The organism is Brucella haematophila (assembly GCF_005938105.1).
GTDB lineage: Bacteria > Pseudomonadota > Alphaproteobacteria > Rhizobiales > Rhizobiaceae > Brucella > Brucella haematophila.
This window is the reverse complement of sequence record NZ_VCPE01000002.1, coordinates 498,831-517,098: the sequence shown is the minus strand read 5'-3', so window position 1 is coordinate 517,098 and position 18,268 is coordinate 498,831. Positions and strand designations below refer to the sequence as shown.

The window sequence follows — 18,268 nt, the reverse complement described above, 5'->3', positions numbered from 1 at the left end:
TTAAACCATAATGCAAACCGGCGATTGCTCGCCCGGATTATTTGCCCTTGGCGCGTTCGATCGCTTCAACGATGAACTTGCGAGCGTAGTGTTCATCGCCCCAATCGCCGATCTTGACCCACTTGCCGGGTTCCAGATCCTTGTAGTGCTCGAAGAAATGCGCAATCTGCTTCAGCGTGATTTCCGGCATATCCGTGTAATCATGGATCTTCTCGTAACGGCGCGTCAGATGCGGCGACGGAACGGCGATGATCTTTTCGTCCTTGCCGGAATTGTCTTCCATGACCAGAACGCCGATCGGGCGGACATTGATCACAGAACCCGGTACCAGCGGACGGGTGTTGCAGACGAGAACGTCAATCGGATCGCCGTCTTCCGAGAGCGTGTGCGGTACGAAACCGTAATTGCCCGGATAGGTCATCGGCGTGTAGAGAAAACGGTCAACGATCAGAGCCCCGGACTTCTTGTCCATCTCGTACTTGATCGGCTGGCCGCCGACCGGAACTTCGATGATGACGTTGACGTCTTCGGGAGGATTGGTTCCGATGGAAATGGCATCAATATTCATGATGGGTCCTTTCGTGTCGCGCTCTGATACCGGGTTTCATGTTTCCGTGCAAGAAAAACGAAACTTCAACAAAACGCGACTAATTGTCGTTTAACTTAAGTTGAACATGAAGGCTTCGGACGTTTAACCGCGAGGGGAAACGCCCAGCTCCTTCAAGCGCTCAACAGCTGTCGGTGGCATCGGGGGTGGGTTGGGGTCGCGGCTTGCCGCAACCAGAAGCTCGTCGCAGGCCGTCTCGGTGGTTTCGATCAGACGGCGCAGAAACTCTTCCTTTTCAAGCCCCGGCGGAATCGGGGGCAGAACTCGGCAGCGCACGGTGCCCGGAAAACGCAGGAACTTGCGGCGCGGCCAGTAGAGCCCGGCATTATGCGCAATCGGCAAGACCGGCAGATCGAGCGCATCGTAAAGATGCACGATGCCGTATTTATATTGCGGCGGCGCACCTGGCGACCGGCGCGTGCCTTCGGGATAGATCAGAATCTGACGTCCTTCGGCGATGGCTTTTTCCGCGCCCTTGGTGATCGAATGCAGCGCCTTCACACGCGATCCGCGATCCACCGGGATCATCTCCATCTTGGCGATGTACCAGCCGAACAGCGGGATGCGCATCAATTCGCGCTTCAGGATCAGAACCGGATCATCCAGATAAGGCAGGAAGGCATAAGTATCCCAGGCAGACTGGTGCTTGGGCGCGCAGATATAGGCGCCCTCCGGAATATTCTCGAGCCCCTCGATGACGAAATCCGTACCGACAATGACCTTCTGAAGCCACAGATTAACCCGCGCCCAGAGTTTCGGCACGATCCATGCCTTCTTGCGCGGCAGCAGAAAATAGAAAGGCGTATAAAGGATCATCTGAACCAGGGTGCAGATGTAAAACGCAGCGTTGAAGAGGATTGAGCGCAGGTAGAGAAGCATCGTGTCGGCGAGTATCCTGGCTAGAGCACATCCCGAACAGTGTGAAACGGTTTCGGAAGTGATGGGCTCAAAACAAACAGTCAGACCATAATCCCGAAAAACTGTCAGGCCTGCGTTTTCCGAAATCTCGGGCACTCGTATATCAGGAACTACCCCATTTTCCATACAGAAAACGGTGACTGACCGCCGGGATTTTCCTATTTGTTACCGATTGATCTTCTGACCGACCACGCCGTCGAGAATGTCGAAGCCGAAAATCTCTGACGTGCCAACGCGCACGACCGCGCCCAGATATTTGACATATTCAACGAAGAGCACGCGCAATGTGTCGCCTTCGGCCACCCAGCTTTGCTCGCGACCGTCGCCGTTCACCACTGGGTAGGGCACGAATTCCACGTCCTTCATCCGGTAGGACATTTCCAGAATGCTGCGCGGCATATGGTAATTGTTCGTAACGACGATCACCCGATGATATTCGTTGTTGCGAATCCAATGCTCGCTTTCCTCGGCATTGCCGACGGTGTTGCGCGCAGAACGGTCGAGATCGACACAGCAGTCGAACAGGCCCGGATCGGCATGGGTCGCGCGCTGTATGGATTTTTCATTGGTCGAAGGGTGCACGCCGCTGATCAGCAGCCGCTTGCCGCGCTTTTCCTGCAAGAGATCGACCGCCGCCTGAATGCGGGACTGACCGCCGGTCAGAACCACGATACCATCGGCCGGCTCATTGATCACCGGCGGCGTCATGCTCGTCACCTTCTCGCCGAAGACGACAAAGCCGACGAGAAAAGCCAGAAGCAGCGTAAAAAGCACAATCGAGATGGGTTGGAAACGTCTGAGCATACGCATCATGACAGACCACAGGAATCTGGCTGGCGCAAGCAGCAAGGATGAAGGGGCAACAACAGGGGGACTGCGCCGCCAGACCACGGCGCCTGCATGCATCTCTTCCGCTGTTCGCTTCTCTGCCACCGCATCGTTACTCGCCCGGTATCCGCCGCCCAATGCGCGCGCGATTCGTCCGTCGTTCCTCTGGCTATCATACGCAGCATTGCGGCGATAACTCGGAAAACTACCAGGAATTCGCGTGCGACGGAGCGTATGGGGCCAAAAGACTGTCATTCGGAGCGTACTCCCGGACCATCCATGGTTGCGAGCTGGCGGATAACCGTCAGGCGGCTGGTCAGCATAGTCAGGACACTGACCAGAATGATGATGGCAGCGGCACCGAGATAGCCGCTGCGACCAATGGCAAAGCTGCCGAACATGGCAGCGGCCTGATCGCCTTCGGGCGTCGCCATATGGCGTGAAGCCCACCAGGAAAAGATCAGGAAAACCAGCATGGCGGCGGCGCCGCCGAACAGAGCGCCCTTCAGCGCCGTGCGGAAAAAGTGCCACTCGAATTCGCGGGCCACGAATTTCGATTCCGCACCGATGAAATGCAGAACCTCGATGATGTGGCTGTTGCCGGACATCGCACCGCGCGTGGCGAAAATGACGGTGAGAACAGTCGCCGCAATGACCAGCGACAGGACGGCGGTGCCGACGAGAACCGTGGTATGCGCCATCGAGACCAGCCGATCCACCCAGGTCCGGTGATCGTCGAAGCTGGCCGCCGGAATGGCGCGGGTCAGTTCCGTGCGCATGGTGCCGAAATCGGGCGGCGCGCTTTCGTCGATAGTCACCACGACAAGGCGCGGCACGGGCAGTTCATCGATATTGAGGCCGGTGCCAAGCCATGGCTCCAGCAGACGCGCAGTGGCATCCTTGTCGATGATGTTCGTCGCCTTCACGCCCGCAAAGCCGCGTGCAATATCGCTCGCCTGCTGCAAGGCTTTTTCAATATCCTGCCCTTCGACCGGGCGGATCTGGATCGTTGCCTCCCGCGCAATCTGGCTCTGCCAGGCGGCAGCCGATGCACGAACCAGCGACACGCCACCCATGGTCAGGCAGGCGAGAAAGGTCATGATCGCGATAACGGTCACCAAAGCGGTACCGGTAACGCTTCCGTCGGGCACAATCGGGCTTGGCCCCTTGCGCTGTCGGCGCTTGCCGACGCGCACCAGAACCATATCCTTCAGGTCCTCGAAACGAACCTTCAGGTCATCCTGAATTTTCTGCCAGCCGCCTGGGCGGCCACTGCGGGTGTTACTCATAGATGTCGAGCCGCCCGTGTTCCAGAATCATGCGGCGCGCATTGACCTGATCCATCAGGGATAGATCGTGCGTTGCAATGATGACAGCAGTGCCCGAGCGGTTAAGCTCCGTGAAAAGGCGCAGCAAGCGCTTGGCGAGCGGCGGATCGACATTGCCCGTCGGTTCGTCGGCAAGCAGCAGTTCCGGCTGATCGATGAGCGCACGCGCAATGGCTGCGCGCTGCTTCTCACCGCCGGACAAAACCGGCGGCAGAACACCCATGCGGTCGCCGAGACCAACCCAATGCAGCAGTTCTTCCACCTCATGCCGGTAGGTGGCTTCTTCCTTGCCGCGCACGCGCAGCGGAAGCGCCACATTCTCGTAAGTGGTCATGTGGTCAAGCAGCCGGAAATCCTGAAACACAATGCCGATACGGCGGCGCAGCAGAGGCACTTGCCTGTGATCGAGACGCGCCACATCCTTGCCGAACACGTTGATCAGACCGCGTGTCGGCTTCAGCGCCATGAAAAGCAGCCGCATGAGCGACGTCTTGCCGGCGCCTGAAGGGCCAGTCAGAAACTGGAATGAACGCGGCGGTATGTGGAAACTGACATCCTTGAGGATCTCAGGTCCCATTCCATATCTCAGGCCGACATTCTCGAAACGTATCACCGGTCAGTTTCTCTTTGCTCTTCGCGCGCGCGAAGCCTTCACGCGCCACGCATCAATACCCATTCGACCTTTACCCTCTATGGTTAATCTTGCGTTAAATCCGACCCGTTTCGGCCGTTAAAATATTCGCGAGCGAAGCATTAACCATTTTGCGGCAGCCTAGGCTGGCAAGGACTATCGAGAAAACACAGAGGAAGATGACTTCATGATGGCGAAGCAATCATCAGCCAGAGGTAGCGCGCGCGGCCAACCGCATGCGGCAAAGCCTGCTGGCTGGCGTCTGTCGCCTGCTGCTGAAGTCGAGGATGCCGAATTCGAAACCGTACTGCCGGAACGGCAAAAGCCTGCCACGGCGCGTGTGCTACCGGGTTTTACCCTTTTCCGCAAAACGGATCGGCCCGCAATCGTGACGGAAACCGCCAGCAGCCCCGGAGCCGCCTATTGGGTTCTGGTGGCCTTTTGCGCCACGACCGCCTTCTGGATGGCGGGCGGCTATACGATCATGACAGGCAAGTCATCGGATGTCGTCGCCACCGTATCGCCTTCACTGCCGCTTGTTCCCGCATTGAAAGTGACCGACATCACCAGCAATATTGCTAAGCGCGCCGAAGGCAATGTGCTGAATGTGGGCGCCAGCATCAGGAATGACAGCCACGAAACCCGGCTGCCACCGGCGCTGATTGTCAGCATCACCTATAGCGACGGACAAAAGCGCGAACGCTTGTTGGAACCGGTGCGCACAAGCATCCGGCCCGGCAGCAATATCCGTTTCGAGACAATGCTGCCTGCCCTGCGCGGCACGATTGAGAAAGTCGATATACGAATGGCGAGCCCGGCCTGATTGCCGGGCACATGACACGAGTGGATTGAAGCTGCGGCTTACTGCCAGCAGCCGAGATTGCGTCCCTTGAGATTGTGAGAATCGATATCGACGACAAGCTTCGGGTCCTGACGCAGCAGAACCATCGTCGTCCGCTGCTTGAGATCGATCTTCTGCCATCCGGCGCACTCTGTCGGCATCGGCGTGGAGTCGATCTTGACCTTTTCCGTCCATGCGGTCGCCGTGCAGCCGGAAAGAACGGAAATCAGCGCCACTGCCACAGCGCTGCCCACTAGGGTTCTCGATCCTCTGGTCTTCGGATGCGTGTTCAAACCGCAAACTCCCTGTCGTGCTCTGTGACAGCCTTTGAAAATGGCTGTTCTTCGGTTGCGGGCCTGCCCCGTGCCTACCCTTCGCTTATAACGCGCATACAGCGCCCTTCGCAATGACCCGAGGACAGAAGACCATGGTCAGGACTTCGTTGCAAATGAGGCGTTGGCGAGACCAGCGATGGTGATCCCATCAATGCGGAAAAGCAGCAATATGCTAAAAAAGCTGCGCTCTATTTTAAACAAATAGGCAAACGGATTATTTAAATAAATTCAATTGTTTATAGCGAAATTTGATAAAAACAACAATATAATTGGGATAAATTTGCGCCTTTACTGCTAAAACAGCATCGAGAAGAAAAGCATAACAATCATTCTTTGCTTTCAACAATATTGCCGGAAGAATATGACAAGGATATAGTTTTTGTTATCTGATTCGCGTTCGGCCAGTTTCACTACACCAACCTTGGGGATTTCCATGTTGAATAAACTATCGGCTGAGTTTTTCGGAACTTTTTGGCTGGTTTTCGGCGGCTGTGGCAGCGCGGTGCTCGCTGCGGCTTTTCCTGAACTTGGCATCGGCTTCCTTGGCGTCGCCTTTGCTTTCGGTCTCACTGTCCTGACCATGGCTTTTGCTGTGGGCGGCATTTCCGGCGGCCATTTCAATCCGGCTGTATCACTCGGCCTCGTGATCGGCGGAAGACTTCCGGCAAAGGACCTGATCCCTTACTGGATTGCACAGGTTCTGGGCGCCATCGTTGCGGCGGCAGTACTCTATCTGATCGCTTCGGGGAAAAGCGGCTTTACGGCTGGGGGCTTTGCTTCCAACGGTTATGGTGAATTGTCGCCCGGCGGCTATAGCCTGACATCGGCCCTGCTGATCGAAATCGTCCTGACGGCGTTCTTCATCATCATCATTCTGGGTTCGACCTCGTCGATTGCTCCGGCAGGTTTTGCCCCGATCGCCATTGGTCTTGGCCTGACCCTCATTCACCTGGTTTCGATCCCGGTGACCAATACTTCGGTCAACCCAGCCCGCTCGACGGGCGTTGCGCTCTTCGCTGACACAGCTGCACTCAGCCAGCTCTGGCTGTTCTGGGTTGCTCCTTTGATCGGCGCTGCACTCGGCGCGATCATCTGGAAAGGCCTGCTTGGCAAAGATTGATCCGCCCTCCCGGATCGACTAGGCCGGCTTCATGTCGGCCTTTTTTTATTGAAGACATTTCGCCCCTGGTGGATTGAATTTGACGTTTGAATCCCGACTGACATAGATGCTGTTTCAAACGTCAAATTCGAAAAATCCACTAGATACATATAGTTGCTAGTGGTCCTTTTGATTCCAGTATTTGCTCAGCGCTTGAACCGAGGGATGCAAATGTTGGAATCAGACCACTAGAAACAGGGGCGAAACATTTGCCACCAAAAAGTGATTCCGATCATGGGAAGGATGCTGTAAGTAACAAGCATCTTTCCTCTTGATGTCTTGAGCAATGTCCCCCTCAACTGATGCTTCTTCTGCGGATCGCTACGCAGCATTCCGCCACTCGTCATTCAAGAAATACTGGGGCGCGCGCTTTCTGAGCGCCTTTGCAGTGCAGATCGTCAGCGTTTCGGTCGGCTGGCAAATTTATGACCAGACCCGCGATGCTTTCAATCTCGGTATGGTCGGGCTGGTGCAGTTTCTGCCTGCATTGCTGCTTGTTCTGGTGACCGGCGCGACAGCCGACCGTTTCGGCAGACGTCTGATCATGGGACTATCGCTGGTTCTGGAAGCCGTCGTCACGGCTTTGCTGCTCTCACTGACGCTGGCGGGCCTGTTCGAACCGATGACCGTGTTTGCCTGCCTTCTGCTCTTCGGCATTGCACGCGCCTTCCTCGGACCGTCATCGGCATCGCTCGTCGTGAACCTCGTTCCGACCGAAGACTTTGCAAATGCGGTGTCGTGGAATTCGTCTGCCTGGCAGGTTGCAACCATTGTCGGCCCGGTCGCGGGCGGCTTGCTTTATGGCATCTCGCCGGTTGCGGCCTATTGTGTGGCCACGATCTTCCTGATCGCGGCTGCGGTTCTCACCTTCTCTATCCCGAAACCGAAGCAGCACACGCTGACGGAAGAGCGCTCCATGTCGAGCATGCTCGCCGGCTTCCGCTATATCTGGAAAGAAAAGATCGTTCTGGGCGCAATCTCGCTCGATCTTTTTGCAGTGCTGCTTGGCGGCACGGTCGCACTACTGCCGATCTATGCGCGGGATATTCTCGACCTTGGTCCGTGGGGGCTTGGCCTGCTGCGTTCTGCTCCCGGCATCGGCGCGGTTCTCACCGCAATCTGGCTGGCCGGTCATCCGATCCGCGACCATGCGGGCCGCGTGATGTTTGTCTTCGTGGCGTTTTTCGGCCTGTTCAACATCATTTTCGGCGTTTCAACACTGACCTGGTTGTCCGTCGTCGCACTGGCGCTGGCCGGCGCTGCCGACATGATCAGCGTCTACATTCGCGAAACGCTGATGCAGCTCTGGACACCGGATCATGTTCGCGGACGCGTCAATGCCGTGAATATGGTCTTTGTCGGTGCATCGAACGAACTGGGCGAATTCCGCGCGGGCCTGATGGCTGCGGCACTCGGTGCAGTACCGGCGGTGGTCATCGGCGGCGTCGGCTCCATCGCGGTCGCGATGATCTGGGCAGCTATGTTCCCGCAATTACGCAAGGCCCGTCACCTGCAAGGGCGGACCTGATGGTCAAAAGGGCGAGCTACGGCTCGCCTTTTCTATTTGCACCCGCGCCTGAAGAGCATTGCGATCGTCTTCACGGATGCCGATAAGCTCCGCGATACGCCATGTCACATCCGCTTCCACTTCGCTGACATCACCATCGGCATAGACCATTTCCCACATCAGGCCCACGAAATCGAGCCGCGCATTATAGTCCAGCTGACGCTTGAGAACGGATGTGAAGCTTGAAAAATCGATGGCCTCGCTGTCGGCCACTTCGGCGGCCTTGATCAGCTTCTTCAGCGCATCGCCTTTGAGGTTATATTTCAACGACAGCATCGCTGCGAGCTTCTTGCGCTCGCTCTCGCGCGTCTCACCATCGACATCCATGATGTGAAACAACAGGGCGGCAGCGGCAAGCTTGGGATCGTCTTTGGAAATATCTCCCTTGCGGTCGCGAAAACCGTTGCCGGGCAGCTCCTTCAAAAATTCCAACAGACGATCGAACATTCACCCTCGCGAGACATATCAATGCAGATTCTCCCTCATGGGGAAACACTGCCCTTCATATCTGCGAACCTAACCGGGTAAACACGCCAGACAACGCGACAAACCGTCATGAAAGACGGTTCGCAGCAGATGACGTCGCCAGCGTTGTTTTTAAGCAACGCTTTATTCAAGTGGAACCGGCTTAGAACAGGCGCAAACCACCCTGCGCCTTGCGCGGTGTGCTGTTTTGATCCACACCCGGATCATCCACGACGAAATGACCGCGCTTGTCCTCTCCGTCTTCGACATCATCGAACGAAGTTCCATCAAGTGGCGGTTGCGGAGTTTCATCGCGCTTCTGAACTGGCGCGGGCGCATCGGCTTTCACGGGTTCTGCGACGGGCACGACCACTTCGGCCTCCACCACGTCGATCTGCGGAGCGGCTTTCACTGGCGCTTCGCGAGCAGGTGGTGTTACCAACACGGGCACTGCCGGTTTAGCATCCGGGACAGGCCCCTTGATTTCCGGCTCTTCCGCCTCAACAACCGGGGCAAGTTCGACAACCGGAACTTTCCATTCAAAACTGTTCAGGCGACCAGTGACCGGCGAGACCGGCGACCAGCGTTCCGACACATAGCCGTCGGCAGTCCAGGCCGGATCGCGCGGCGCCTTGACCGCGCGGGCAAGCCACTGACGCACCTTGCCCTGATCGCCAGTCTCGGCTTCCTCAATATCGGCCAGCAGCAAATAGACGCTTTCTGTTGGGCGAGCCCTCAGCACCTGATCGGCATTGTCGCGCGCTGCCTTGAAATCTCCGGCTTCATAAGCCGCGCGCGCCAGCACAAGACTGCCTTCGGCTGTGTTGGAACGCAGCGAAACCAGATGCCGCGCGCGCTTCAAACGGTCCTGCGCCGTGTCGCCAGCCCGGGCATAGACATAAGCGGAAGCGATATCCGGATGCGGGAAACGCTTCCATGCCGCTTCCAGAATCTTGGAACCCTTGCGCACTTCGCCATCGGTAAACAGCGCCTGCGCGGCCACCACGGCGGCGGGCACCAGATCTGGCGCGAGCTTGTTTGCCTCCAGCGCCATGGTGCGTGCATGAGTGTGATCCACATTCAGCGTCGCCATGGCCTTGGCCGTCAGCAGCGCGGCGCGTTCCTTCTTCACGGTATCCTTGCTGTGCGCCAGCGCCTGCTTGCGCGCATCGACCAGCTTCAGCGCCCCGTCCCAATCGCCATCAGCGCAGAACTGGCCCATAACCGCAGATGACGCCCATTCGAGCTGCGGCGCTTGCTTGGCAGCTTCGGAAGCATAGTGGCGTGCGGCTTCAATCGCGCCAACGCGCTGCGCCTCGATGTAAAGCCCGCGCAAGCCCAGAAGCTTGGTTTCCGGGTCTTCCAGCATGGCCTCGAACCCCTTGCGGGCATCGTCGGTGCGGCCTTCCAGCATCGCCGTCTGCGCTTCCAGAAGCTTGATGAGCGGCTCCTGATCGGAATTCAGCAACTTGCCAGCCTGCTTGGTCATACGGCGCGCTGCCTCGGCATCGCCTGCACCGGCAGCAATCAGACCGGTCGAAAGCGACTGATATCCACGGTCGCGCTTGCGTGCACGGAAATGGCGGCGCAGCGTGTAGGGCGACTGGATAATGCTCTTTACCAGCCACCACAAAAGCAGGATCGCCGCCACGATAGCCACGATACCGGCGACCGCTGTAATCAGCGGCACATTGTAATGGTTGCCTGCAAAAACGACATCCAGCTCACCGGGACGATCGGCCAGCCAGGCAAAGCCGAAACCAAGGGCCACAACGATCAGCAGATAGAATAAAACACGCAGCATCGGCCAGCCCCCTTAATTACCCGCCGGTGCCGCAGCACCCGCGTCAGTCTGCGCCTTTGGCTTGAGGCTGTCCGCAACCAGACGCTGGATCAGCGCATCGGCATCGCGGCGCACCTTCATCTGGTTCGCAAATTCTCCCGAAACCGCTTTCGCATCGGCGGGGAGTTTCTCCCATTCGCCGATGGCGCGTTCCAGATCACCAGCGTGAAGTGCAGCTTCCATGCGTGCGGTCGTCGGACCGACGCCTTCGCCTTCCACATTGCCCGCGACAGGGCGAACGCTTACCAGCCCCTTGGCGCTGGCAACGAGCTGATCCCAAACACCCGCATCGGCGGGCAGCTTGTTTTCGGTGGCGACAATGCGATTGGCAACCGGGCCGAACCATGCATTGAGGTCGGCCACCGTCGGCACGCCCGTATCGGCAAATGCCTTGAGGCCTTCGACCGAACTATCCTGCGGCGCAAGCGAGGCATAGGTTTCGAGTTCGACCTTGAACGAACCACCGCGATCAATGGCCGTCTTCAGCGCATTGGCCGCGATCAGCGCTGTCGCGTCCGGCTGGCGAGCGGCTTCCCCGACCTTTGCCTGCAAGGAGGTCAGTTTCGATTCGAGCGAAGAAATCGTGCCGCTATTGCCCGAAACACTGGCGGCGGCCTGATCGACCTGATTCTGGGCTGCCGACAATTTCGATTCCAGCGCGTCGAGACGCCCGCTCAGCGCTTCAATATCACCCGAAGCGGCACCTCCAGTCGCCTGCGGCTGCGCTTCGACCTGCTGCTGCAATTGCGTGAGGGTGCCTGCAACCGCTTCCGCCTTGATTTCTGCGGCCTGAACATTCTTCTGCAAATCGGCAAATTGCGTGCGGCTTGCGGCGTCGAGTGGCGCAGGCGTTGGATTGGTGCGCAGATCGGCAATCTGCTGCTCCATCTGCGCCAGTTGTTCGGCAGTCACGCGCGCGCCGGGTGACGGAATGACATTGCCCCATTGCAGCGCAAACATGCCACCGAGCGCGATAACGCCACCGGCAATACCGGCCAGAAGATGCGATGCACCAGAACCGGGCTTCGGGCTGGAACCCTGATTGGCATTGCTGACAGGCGGTACAGTGTACGATGCACCGGAGGTCGTGCGCGGCTTTTCCGCTTCCGGCTTGACGCCTGCGGTAAAGGGCGGTCTCGCAGCACTTGTGGAACTTGCTGCCGGTTTCGGTTCCGGCTTTGGCTCAGATTTCGTTTCGGCGGCTTTCGCCTCAGCGGGCTTGGCTGCTGTTGCTTGAGCAAAGTTGCCGACCGGTTCGGCAGGCGGTGTCGCTCTGGCTCCCGTGTGTTCATCGACACGCTTTACATCCGATGGATCGAGATTGATCGTTACGGGATTGCGGGCCGGTTTGGAATGTCGCGGGGTGCCGGATTTCGCCATGGGTCCTCTCGTAATCGTCGATTGCCTGCCGGTGAGACTCTATGTGACTCTAACAGATAAAATCCTCTGTCGCAGGAAGGTTGCGTCTAAAAGAGTCAAAGTTTGGAAAACAGACGGAAAAGTCCTTTCTCGTCCGGCTGTTCTGCGATCAGCGCATTTGCCTGCCATTCGGCAGGCAGTTTTGCGGCCACACGCGCCGATATGCACAAAAAGCGGGTCTTTTCGGTAAAGGGCGGGGCAATCCTGCCCATCGCCGCGGTAAATTCTTCCGCTGCTACGCCGGAATAGAGCATCACAGCCGCAAGCGGTTGCGTACCCAATCTGCGCTGAAGCTCATCACGCGAATAGTCGATGGTTTCAATATCATAGACATCACAGACAGTCATATCGAGACCAGAAGCGGATACACGCTCTTCGAAAATGGGTTGGCGAACACGCCCGGCCAGATAAAGAATGCGCGCGCCTTGCGGCAAAACCTTACGCATGGTTTCAGCAAGACGCACCGCATCACCGCCACCGTCGACCACATCGGTGAAGCCCGCCTCACGCGCGCCGCGCGCCGTACCCTCGCCAACGGCGAAGAGCGGCATATCGCGTTGCGGCAAAGCGTGCCCCGCATGGCGAAACGCATTGGCGCTTGTCACCGTCAATGCGTCGAAACGGGTATCAGGCAGGGAAAAAGCCATTGAGACCGTGCGGCTGAGCGGCAGAAGCACCGGCTCGAAACCCGCATCAGTGAGTTTCGCGGCGGTCAGCAGGGCCGCTGGTTCCGGCCTCGTCAGCAGAACCCGCCTGCCTGCTATGGCTGCGCCCGGCCCGGTCAAGATCAATCCCAGTCGGTGAAGAAATGCGGACCGGCAGCGGCACGAACCTGGCTTGCAGCCTCAATCCCAAGCGCCGCCGCTTCCAACGCCGTACCGTCGAGTGTCACTTCATGCGCCTTTGTGCCATCGGGCGTCAGGATCATGCCGTGGAAATGCACCTTGTCGCCGTCCACAGTGGCAAGACCGGCAATCGGCGTGCGGCAGGAGCCGTCAAGCGCGCCCAAAAACGCGCGTTCGCAGGCAAGGGCTACCTGCGTGTCGCGATGCGCCAACGGTGCCAGCAGCGCATCAATGCGCGCATCGCCGATGCGGCTTTCAATACCGATGGCACCCTGCCCCGGTGCGGGCGGGAAGGTCAGCGGATCGACCAGTTCGGTAATCGCCGCGTCAAGGCCCAGCCGCTTCAGACCTGCACAGGCCAGAAAGGTTCCATCAACCTCGCCTGCTTCAAGTTTTCGCAAACGGGTATCGACATTGCCGCGATACATCACCACCTGAATGTCCGGGCGCAAACGCCGGATCAGCGCCTGACGGCGCAATGACGACGAACCAACGACAGCGCCCTGCGGCAAATCCATAAACCGCTTGGCCGTGCGACCGATGAAAGCATCGCGCGGGTCTTCGCGTTCGAGAAAGACGGAAAGATGCAGTCCTTCAGGCAGAACAGTCGGCATATCCTTGGTCGAATGAACGGCGAGATCGATGCGTCCGTCCTTCAGCGCTTGCTCGATTTCCTCGGTGAAAAGCCCCTTGCCGCCGACTTCCGACAGCGGACGGTCCTGAATGCGGTCGCCAGCGGTGGACATGGGCAAAATCTCGATAGCCTCTTCCGGCAAGCCATGCGCCTCCATCAGGCGGCGACGCGTCTCGTGAGCTTGAGCCAGAGCCAGCTTGCTACCGCGTGTGCCAATCTTCAAGGATGGTGTTTGCATATTGCGTCGTCCATGGTACCGGGTTGCTTGAAGTATCAGAAATATGAGACTGGCAGGGTCTAACCGCAAATGCGCATTCTTGGAATAGAAACCAGTTGCGACGAAACAGCCGCCGCTATCGTTGAACGCAACGATAAGGGCGAAGGCCATATTCTGTCCAATGTGGTTCTGAGCCAGATCGCCGAACATGAGCCTTATGGCGGCGTTGTGCCGGAAATTGCGGCGCGCGCGCATGTCGAGGCGCTGGATCGGCTGGTCGCACGCGCCTTACAGGATGCGGATATGCAGCTCGATGATGTGGATGCCGTGGCAGCCACCGCCGGTCCCGGCCTCATCGGCGGGCTGATCGTGGGACTGATGACGGCGAAGGCGCTCGCCATGGCCGCGCAAAAGCCGTTCTATGCCGTAAACCATCTCGAAGGCCACGCGCTGACGGCGCGGCTGACCGACAAGCTCGAATTTCCCTATCTGTTGCTGCTGGTTTCCGGCGGCCATACGCAGATGGTGCTGGTGCGCGGGCTCAACAATTATGAGCGCCTCGGCACCACAATCGATGATGCACTGGGTGAAGCCTTCGACAAGACGGCGAAGCTTCTCGGCCTGCCTTATCCCGGCGGTCCGGCGGTTGAGCGCATGGCGCTTCAGGGCGATCCCAAGCGCTTTGCCCTGCCCCGACCGCTGAAAGGCGAAGCGCGGCTCGATTTTTCATTTTCCGGTCTCAAGACCGCCGTGCGCCAGATGGCAAGCGAACTGGTGCCGCTGAGCGATCAGGATGTCGCCGATATTTGCGCCTCATTTCAGGCCGCAGTGGCCGATACGCTTGCCGACCGGGTCGGGCGTTCGCTCGAACGTTTCAAGGCGGAGTTTCCGGACTGCGCAACACCGTCGCTGGTCGTCGCGGGCGGTGTCGCCGCCAACAAGACCCTGCGGGCTTCGCTGGAGCAGCTCTGCGCCAGACACGGCTTCAGCTTTATCGCACCGCCGCTCAATCTTTGCACCGACAATGCAGCGATGATCGCCTGGGCCGGAGCTGAACATGCCGCAACCAAAACGCCGGATTCGCTTGCCATCGCGCCGCGCTCGCGCTGGCCGCTCGATGAAAAATCCGCGCCGCTGATCGGCACGGGACGGCGCGGAGCCAAGGCATGAGTGCTCACACGAAGATCGCCGTTCTTGGTGGCGGCGCATGGGGCACGGCGCTTGCCGCCATGGCGGCGACCAGCGGCCATGAAGCCTGGCTTTACGCCCGCGATACGGACACGGTCGCAGCGATCAACGAAAACCGACGCAACCCGCGCTATCTGGGCGACATTGAACTACCAGCCGGCATCCGCGCCAGCACCAAGGCTGCCGATGTTGTGACCGGTGCTGACGCCGTTCTGGCCGTAGTCCCGGCACAGGCCATGCGCATGGGCCTTTCCGAACTGAGCGGCCTCATTCCACAGTCCGCGCCCGTCGTTCTTTGCGCGAAGGGTATTGAGCGCGGCACCGGACGCCTGATGTCGGAAGTGGTGGCCGAAGTTTTGCCGAACCATCGCATCGCCGCCCTTTCCGGCCCAAGTTTTGCCACCGACGTGGCGCGTGGCCTGCCAACGGCGGTGACGGTTGCCTGTGAAGATGCAGACACAGCCGACAGGCTGGCGGCACTTCTTTCGGGTCCTGCTTTCCGCTGCTATTCAACCACCGATCTCAAAGGTGTCGAAATCGGCGGCGCTTTGAAAAATGTTCTGGCGATCGCCGCTGGCGCCGCTGTCGGACGCGGCTATGGTGCGAGCGCGCAGGCAGCGCTCGTCACACGCGGCTTCGCGGAACTGCGCCGCATCGGACAAGCCATGGGCGCAAAGCCGGAAACCATCATGGGGCTTTCCGGCCTCGGCGATCTGATGCTGACATGCTCATCATCACAATCGCGCAACTATTCCTACGGTCTTGCGCTGGGACGCGGCGAAGACCTGACCAACAGGCCTCTGGCCGAAGGTGTCGCTACCGCGCCTATTGCTGCGGAACTGTGCGAAAAGCACGGCATTTCCGCGCCTATCATCGATGCGGTTGGCGCTTTGCTCAGCGGGAAAATTACCATCGACGAGGCTGTAACCAGTCTCATCAACCGACCACTCAAGACCGAAGACTAGAGGACCAGACGATGCTTTTTGCACTTCTCTGCAACGACAAGCCCGACCATTTGCAGGTGCGCCTCGATACGCGCCCGACGCATCTCGAATATCTTACGAGCCTTGGCGATGTGCTGAAGTTTGCCGGTCCCTTCCTCGGCGAAGACGGCAAGCCAAATGGCAGCCTTCTCGTTGTCGAAGCTGAAGACAAGGCCGCTGCAACAGCCATCGGCGCCAATGATCCCTATGCGAAGGCCGGTCTGTTTCAGGACGTCACCGTACGTCCATGGAACTGGACCTTCAAAAATCCTGCCAACGCCTAAGGCTTAAGCACTGGGGAACACGCAATGGCATACTGGCTGTTCAAGTCCGAACCGTTCAAATGGTCATGGGAAATGCAAAAGGCCCGTGGTGAAAAGGGCGAGCAATGGGATGGTGTGCGCAATTATCTGGCGCGCAACAACATGCGCGCCATGAAAATCGGCGACAAAGGCTTTTTCTATCATTCCAATGAAGGGCTGGAAGTGGTTGGCATTGTCGAGGTCTGCGCTCTCTCGCACCCCGACAGCACCACCGACGATCCGCGCTGGGACTGCGTGGACATCAAGGCCGTCCGCGATGTGCCGAAGCCTGTTACGCTGAAGGACGTCAAGGCGAACCCCAAGCTTGAGAACATGGCGCTTGTCACCTCCATGCGCTTGTCTGTGCAGCCGGTGACGGAAGACGAATGGATCGAAGTCTGCCGCATGGGCGGCCTCGACGCCAAAGACATCTGAGCAAAACCGATGCTCGATCCGGCGGAAACCAGCACGCGCAGCTTCATTCTGGCCAATACCGGCCTGCAAGCACCGCCGCATGTGCCGGAAATCCGCCTGCATCTGGCTGACGAAGCGCACGACCTCTGGCACAAGACAGAGGAAGAACTGGCCACAATCGGCCTGCCGCCGCCCTTCTGGGCCTTTGCCTGGGCGGGCGGTCAGGGCGTGGCGCGCTATATTCTCGACCATCCGGAAGCCGTGAGCGGCAAGACTGTGCTGGATTTTGCATCCGGCTCAGGTATTGTCGCCATTGCCGCCATGAAGGCCAGCGCAAAAAGCGTTATCGCTTCGGATATCGATCCCTTCGCGCTTCCCGCAATTGACATCAACGCCACGGCAAACGGCGTTGCAGTGACGGCAAGCCTTGAAGATCTGATCGGCACCGATCACGGCTGGGATGTGGTTCTGGCGGGCGATGTCTTCTATGAGAAGCCGCTGGCCGACCGGCTTATTCCATGGTTTGCAAAACTGGCAGAACGCGGCGCTGAGATCATTGTCGGTGATCCGGGTCGCTCCTATCTGCCGAAAGAGCGCTTACGGCAGCTTGCTGTCTACACAGTGCCAGTGACGCGTGCGCTGGAAGATTCCGAGGTCAAGCGCACGACCGTCTGGGCATTCAGTTAGACGCACATCTTATCCGAAAACCGTTTCACACTTTTCGGGATGTGCTTTTGCTTAAGCAAAGCGTTTCGCTCCTGCGACGCAGAGCACAACGATTCCCGCTGTCGCGACCATGCCCATGCTGACGGGTTCGCCCGCAATGCCCGCCGCCAGCATCAGGCCGAAAAACGGTTGCAAGAGCTGAAGCTGACCAACCGTCGCAGCGCCGCCTTGCGCCAGCCCGCGATACCAGAAGAAAAAGCCGATCAGCATCGAGAACAGCGAAACGTAGACCAGTCCGCCCCAGGCCATGGCCCCAATCCCTGCCCATGTTTCAGGACGCATGAGAATGGTCAGCGGCAGCATGATCGGCAGTGAGAAGACCAGCGCCCAGCAAATGACCTGCCAGCCGCCAAGCCTACGGGACAGGCTCGCACCTTCCGCATAGCCAAGCCCGCAGACAATGATCGCCCCCAGCATCAGCACATCGCCGAGCAATGTGGACTGGCTGCCCTGCCCGTACGCATAGGACGCGACGATAGCGCCGCCCACGATCGAAAATAGCCAGAACAACGGACGCGGACGCTCGCCGCCGCGCAGCACCGCAAATACCGCCGTCGAAAGCGGCAGCAGTCCGATGAAGACAATCGCATGGGCAGAGGTCATATGTTGCAGCGCAATGCCCGTCAGCAGCGGAAAGCCGACCACGACGCCCAGTGCCACGACAATGAGTGAAATGACATCACTCTTGCGCGGAAAAGGTTCGCGAAATGCCAGCAGTAACGCCATGCCCAGCAGACCGGCAATCGAGGCGCGTGCCAGTGTCAGAAAAGTCGGATCGATATCGATGACGGCGAGACGCGTCGCGGGTAGCGAGCCTGAGAAAATCAGCACACCGAGAAATCCATTCAACCACCCGGCCGTCTTGTTACCCACGGTCTGGCTAACAACCACCTTGTTCCCAACATTCTCGCTCATGTGTCTTTTCAGCTTTCAACAAAATCGTCTATGAATTTTGCGGACAATGCCGCGAACTTGCCGAAATAATCAGAGACAGTTACCGGACAATTCTGGCAAACTG

Annotated in this window: 20 protein-coding genes; 8 read left to right on the top strand and 12 right to left on the bottom strand. The window is 58.6% G+C overall.

Going from position 1 to position 18,268, the window contains the following annotated elements; translation table 11 throughout:
* Nucleotides 1-37: 37 nt before the first annotated feature.
* From ppa to ftsE, 5 genes are all read right to left on the bottom strand, one after another.
* Nucleotides 38-568 carry an inorganic diphosphatase gene (gene ppa / locus FGI60_RS05170; RefSeq protein WP_138784205.1) on the bottom strand — a complete coding sequence of 177 codons (531 nt, stop codon included), beginning with the start codon at nt 566-568 and terminating at the stop codon, nt 38-40.
* Between the two features lie 123 nt (nt 569-691).
* Nucleotides 692-1,486, bottom strand: coding sequence for a lysophospholipid acyltransferase family protein (locus FGI60_RS05165; protein WP_138784204.1), 795 nt, complete (start codon nt 1,484-1,486; stop codon nt 692-694).
* 204 nt (nt 1,487-1,690) lie between these two features.
* Entirely contained in the window at nt 1,691-2,608 is a 918-nt protein-coding gene (locus FGI60_RS05160; RefSeq protein ID WP_138784203.1) for a YdcF family protein, read from the bottom strand.
* A complete protein-coding gene (locus tag FGI60_RS05155) occupies nt 2,605-3,642 on the bottom strand; it encodes a cell division protein FtsX (RefSeq protein WP_138784202.1) in 1,038 nt (345 codons plus the stop codon). The genes FGI60_RS05160 and FGI60_RS05155 overlap by 4 nt, the downstream gene beginning before the upstream one ends.
* Complete coding sequence (gene ftsE / locus FGI60_RS05150; protein WP_235889735.1) at nt 3,635-4,258, bottom strand: cell division ATP-binding protein FtsE; 624 nt, start codon at nt 4,256-4,258, stop codon at nt 3,635-3,637. Before ftsE ends, FGI60_RS05155 begins: the two co-directional genes overlap by 8 nt.
* A 241-nt stretch (nt 4,259-4,499) precedes the next feature.
* Between ftsE and FGI60_RS05145 the strand changes: the two genes are divergently transcribed.
* Nucleotides 4,500-5,135, top strand: a complete 636-nt coding sequence (locus FGI60_RS05145; protein WP_138784201.1) for a hypothetical protein — start codon at nt 4,500-4,502, stop codon at nt 5,133-5,135.
* A 38-nt stretch (nt 5,136-5,173) separates the two neighbouring features.
* Here the strand turns inward: FGI60_RS05145 and FGI60_RS05140 are convergent, their stop codons facing one another.
* Nucleotides 5,174-5,407 carry a hypothetical protein gene (locus FGI60_RS05140; protein ID WP_374843078.1) on the bottom strand — a complete coding sequence of 78 codons (234 nt, stop codon included), beginning with the start codon at nt 5,405-5,407 and terminating at the stop codon, nt 5,174-5,176.
* 514 nt (nt 5,408-5,921) lie between these two features.
* On the opposite strand from FGI60_RS05140, the gene aqpZ reads away from it, so the two are divergent.
* Nucleotides 5,922-6,608 carry an aquaporin Z gene (gene aqpZ / locus FGI60_RS05135; RefSeq protein WP_138784199.1) on the top strand — a complete coding sequence of 229 codons (687 nt, stop codon included), beginning with the start codon at nt 5,922-5,924 and terminating at the stop codon, nt 6,606-6,608.
* A 325-nt stretch (nt 6,609-6,933) separates the two neighbouring features.
* Complete coding sequence (locus FGI60_RS05125) at nt 6,934-8,175, top strand: MFS transporter (RefSeq protein ID WP_078337527.1); 1,242 nt, start codon at nt 6,934-6,936, stop codon at nt 8,173-8,175.
* Between the two features lie 3 nt (nt 8,176-8,178).
* Here FGI60_RS05125 and FGI60_RS05120 read toward each other — a convergent pair whose 3' ends face one another.
* The 5 genes from FGI60_RS05120 to hemC form a co-directional block, all read right to left on the bottom strand.
* Entirely contained in the window at nt 8,179-8,661 is a 483-nt protein-coding gene (locus FGI60_RS05120) for a tellurite resistance TerB family protein (protein WP_138784198.1), read from the bottom strand.
* A 181-nt stretch (nt 8,662-8,842) separates the two neighbouring features.
* On the bottom strand, nt 8,843-10,483 hold the full coding sequence (locus FGI60_RS05115) for a heme biosynthesis protein HemY (protein ID WP_138784197.1): 1,641 nt from the start codon (nt 10,481-10,483) through the stop codon (nt 8,843-8,845).
* Between the two features lie 12 nt (nt 10,484-10,495).
* Nucleotides 10,496-11,902, bottom strand: coding sequence for a COG4223 family protein (locus FGI60_RS05110; protein ID WP_138784196.1), 1,407 nt, complete (start codon nt 11,900-11,902; stop codon nt 10,496-10,498).
* A 95-nt stretch (nt 11,903-11,997) separates the two neighbouring features.
* Nucleotides 11,998-12,726: a uroporphyrinogen-III synthase gene (locus FGI60_RS05105; RefSeq protein WP_138784195.1), complete on the bottom strand. Its 729-nt coding sequence runs from the start codon at nt 12,724-12,726 to the stop codon at nt 11,998-12,000.
* Nucleotides 12,727-12,728: 2 nt separating this feature from the next.
* Nucleotides 12,729-13,658 carry a hydroxymethylbilane synthase gene (hemC, locus tag FGI60_RS05100; RefSeq protein WP_138784194.1) on the bottom strand — a complete coding sequence of 310 codons (930 nt, stop codon included), beginning with the start codon at nt 13,656-13,658 and terminating at the stop codon, nt 12,729-12,731.
* Nucleotides 13,659-13,727: 69 nt separating this feature from the next.
* Between hemC and tsaD the strand changes: the two genes are divergently transcribed.
* The 5 genes from tsaD to FGI60_RS05075 are packed head-to-tail and all read left to right on the top strand — an operon-like array spanning nt 13,728 to nt 17,211.
* Nucleotides 13,728-14,807 (top strand): tRNA (adenosine(37)-N6)-threonylcarbamoyltransferase complex transferase subunit TsaD, encoded by a 1,080-nt coding sequence (gene tsaD, locus FGI60_RS05095; protein ID WP_138784193.1) that lies wholly within the window; start codon nt 13,728-13,730, stop codon nt 14,805-14,807.
* Nucleotides 14,804-15,790, top strand: coding sequence for an NAD(P)H-dependent glycerol-3-phosphate dehydrogenase (locus tag FGI60_RS05090; RefSeq protein WP_138784192.1), 987 nt, complete (start codon nt 14,804-14,806; stop codon nt 15,788-15,790). The genes tsaD and FGI60_RS05090 overlap by 4 nt, the downstream gene beginning before the upstream one ends.
* An 11-nt stretch (nt 15,791-15,801) precedes the next feature.
* Nucleotides 15,802-16,092, top strand: coding sequence for a YciI-like protein (locus tag FGI60_RS05085; RefSeq protein WP_138784191.1), 291 nt, complete (start codon nt 15,802-15,804; stop codon nt 16,090-16,092).
* A 24-nt stretch (nt 16,093-16,116) separates the two neighbouring features.
* Complete coding sequence (locus FGI60_RS05080) at nt 16,117-16,545, top strand: EVE domain-containing protein (protein ID WP_078337535.1); 429 nt, start codon at nt 16,117-16,119, stop codon at nt 16,543-16,545.
* Nucleotides 16,546-16,554: 9 nt separating this feature from the next.
* A complete protein-coding gene (locus tag FGI60_RS05075; RefSeq protein ID WP_138784190.1) occupies nt 16,555-17,211 on the top strand; it encodes a class I SAM-dependent methyltransferase in 657 nt (218 codons plus the stop codon).
* A 51-nt stretch (nt 17,212-17,262) separates the two neighbouring features.
* Here FGI60_RS05075 and FGI60_RS05070 read toward each other — a convergent pair whose 3' ends face one another.
* Nucleotides 17,263-18,165, bottom strand: coding sequence for a DMT family transporter (locus FGI60_RS05070; RefSeq protein WP_138784189.1), 903 nt, complete (start codon nt 18,163-18,165; stop codon nt 17,263-17,265).
* Nucleotides 18,166-18,268 lie beyond the last annotated feature (103 nt).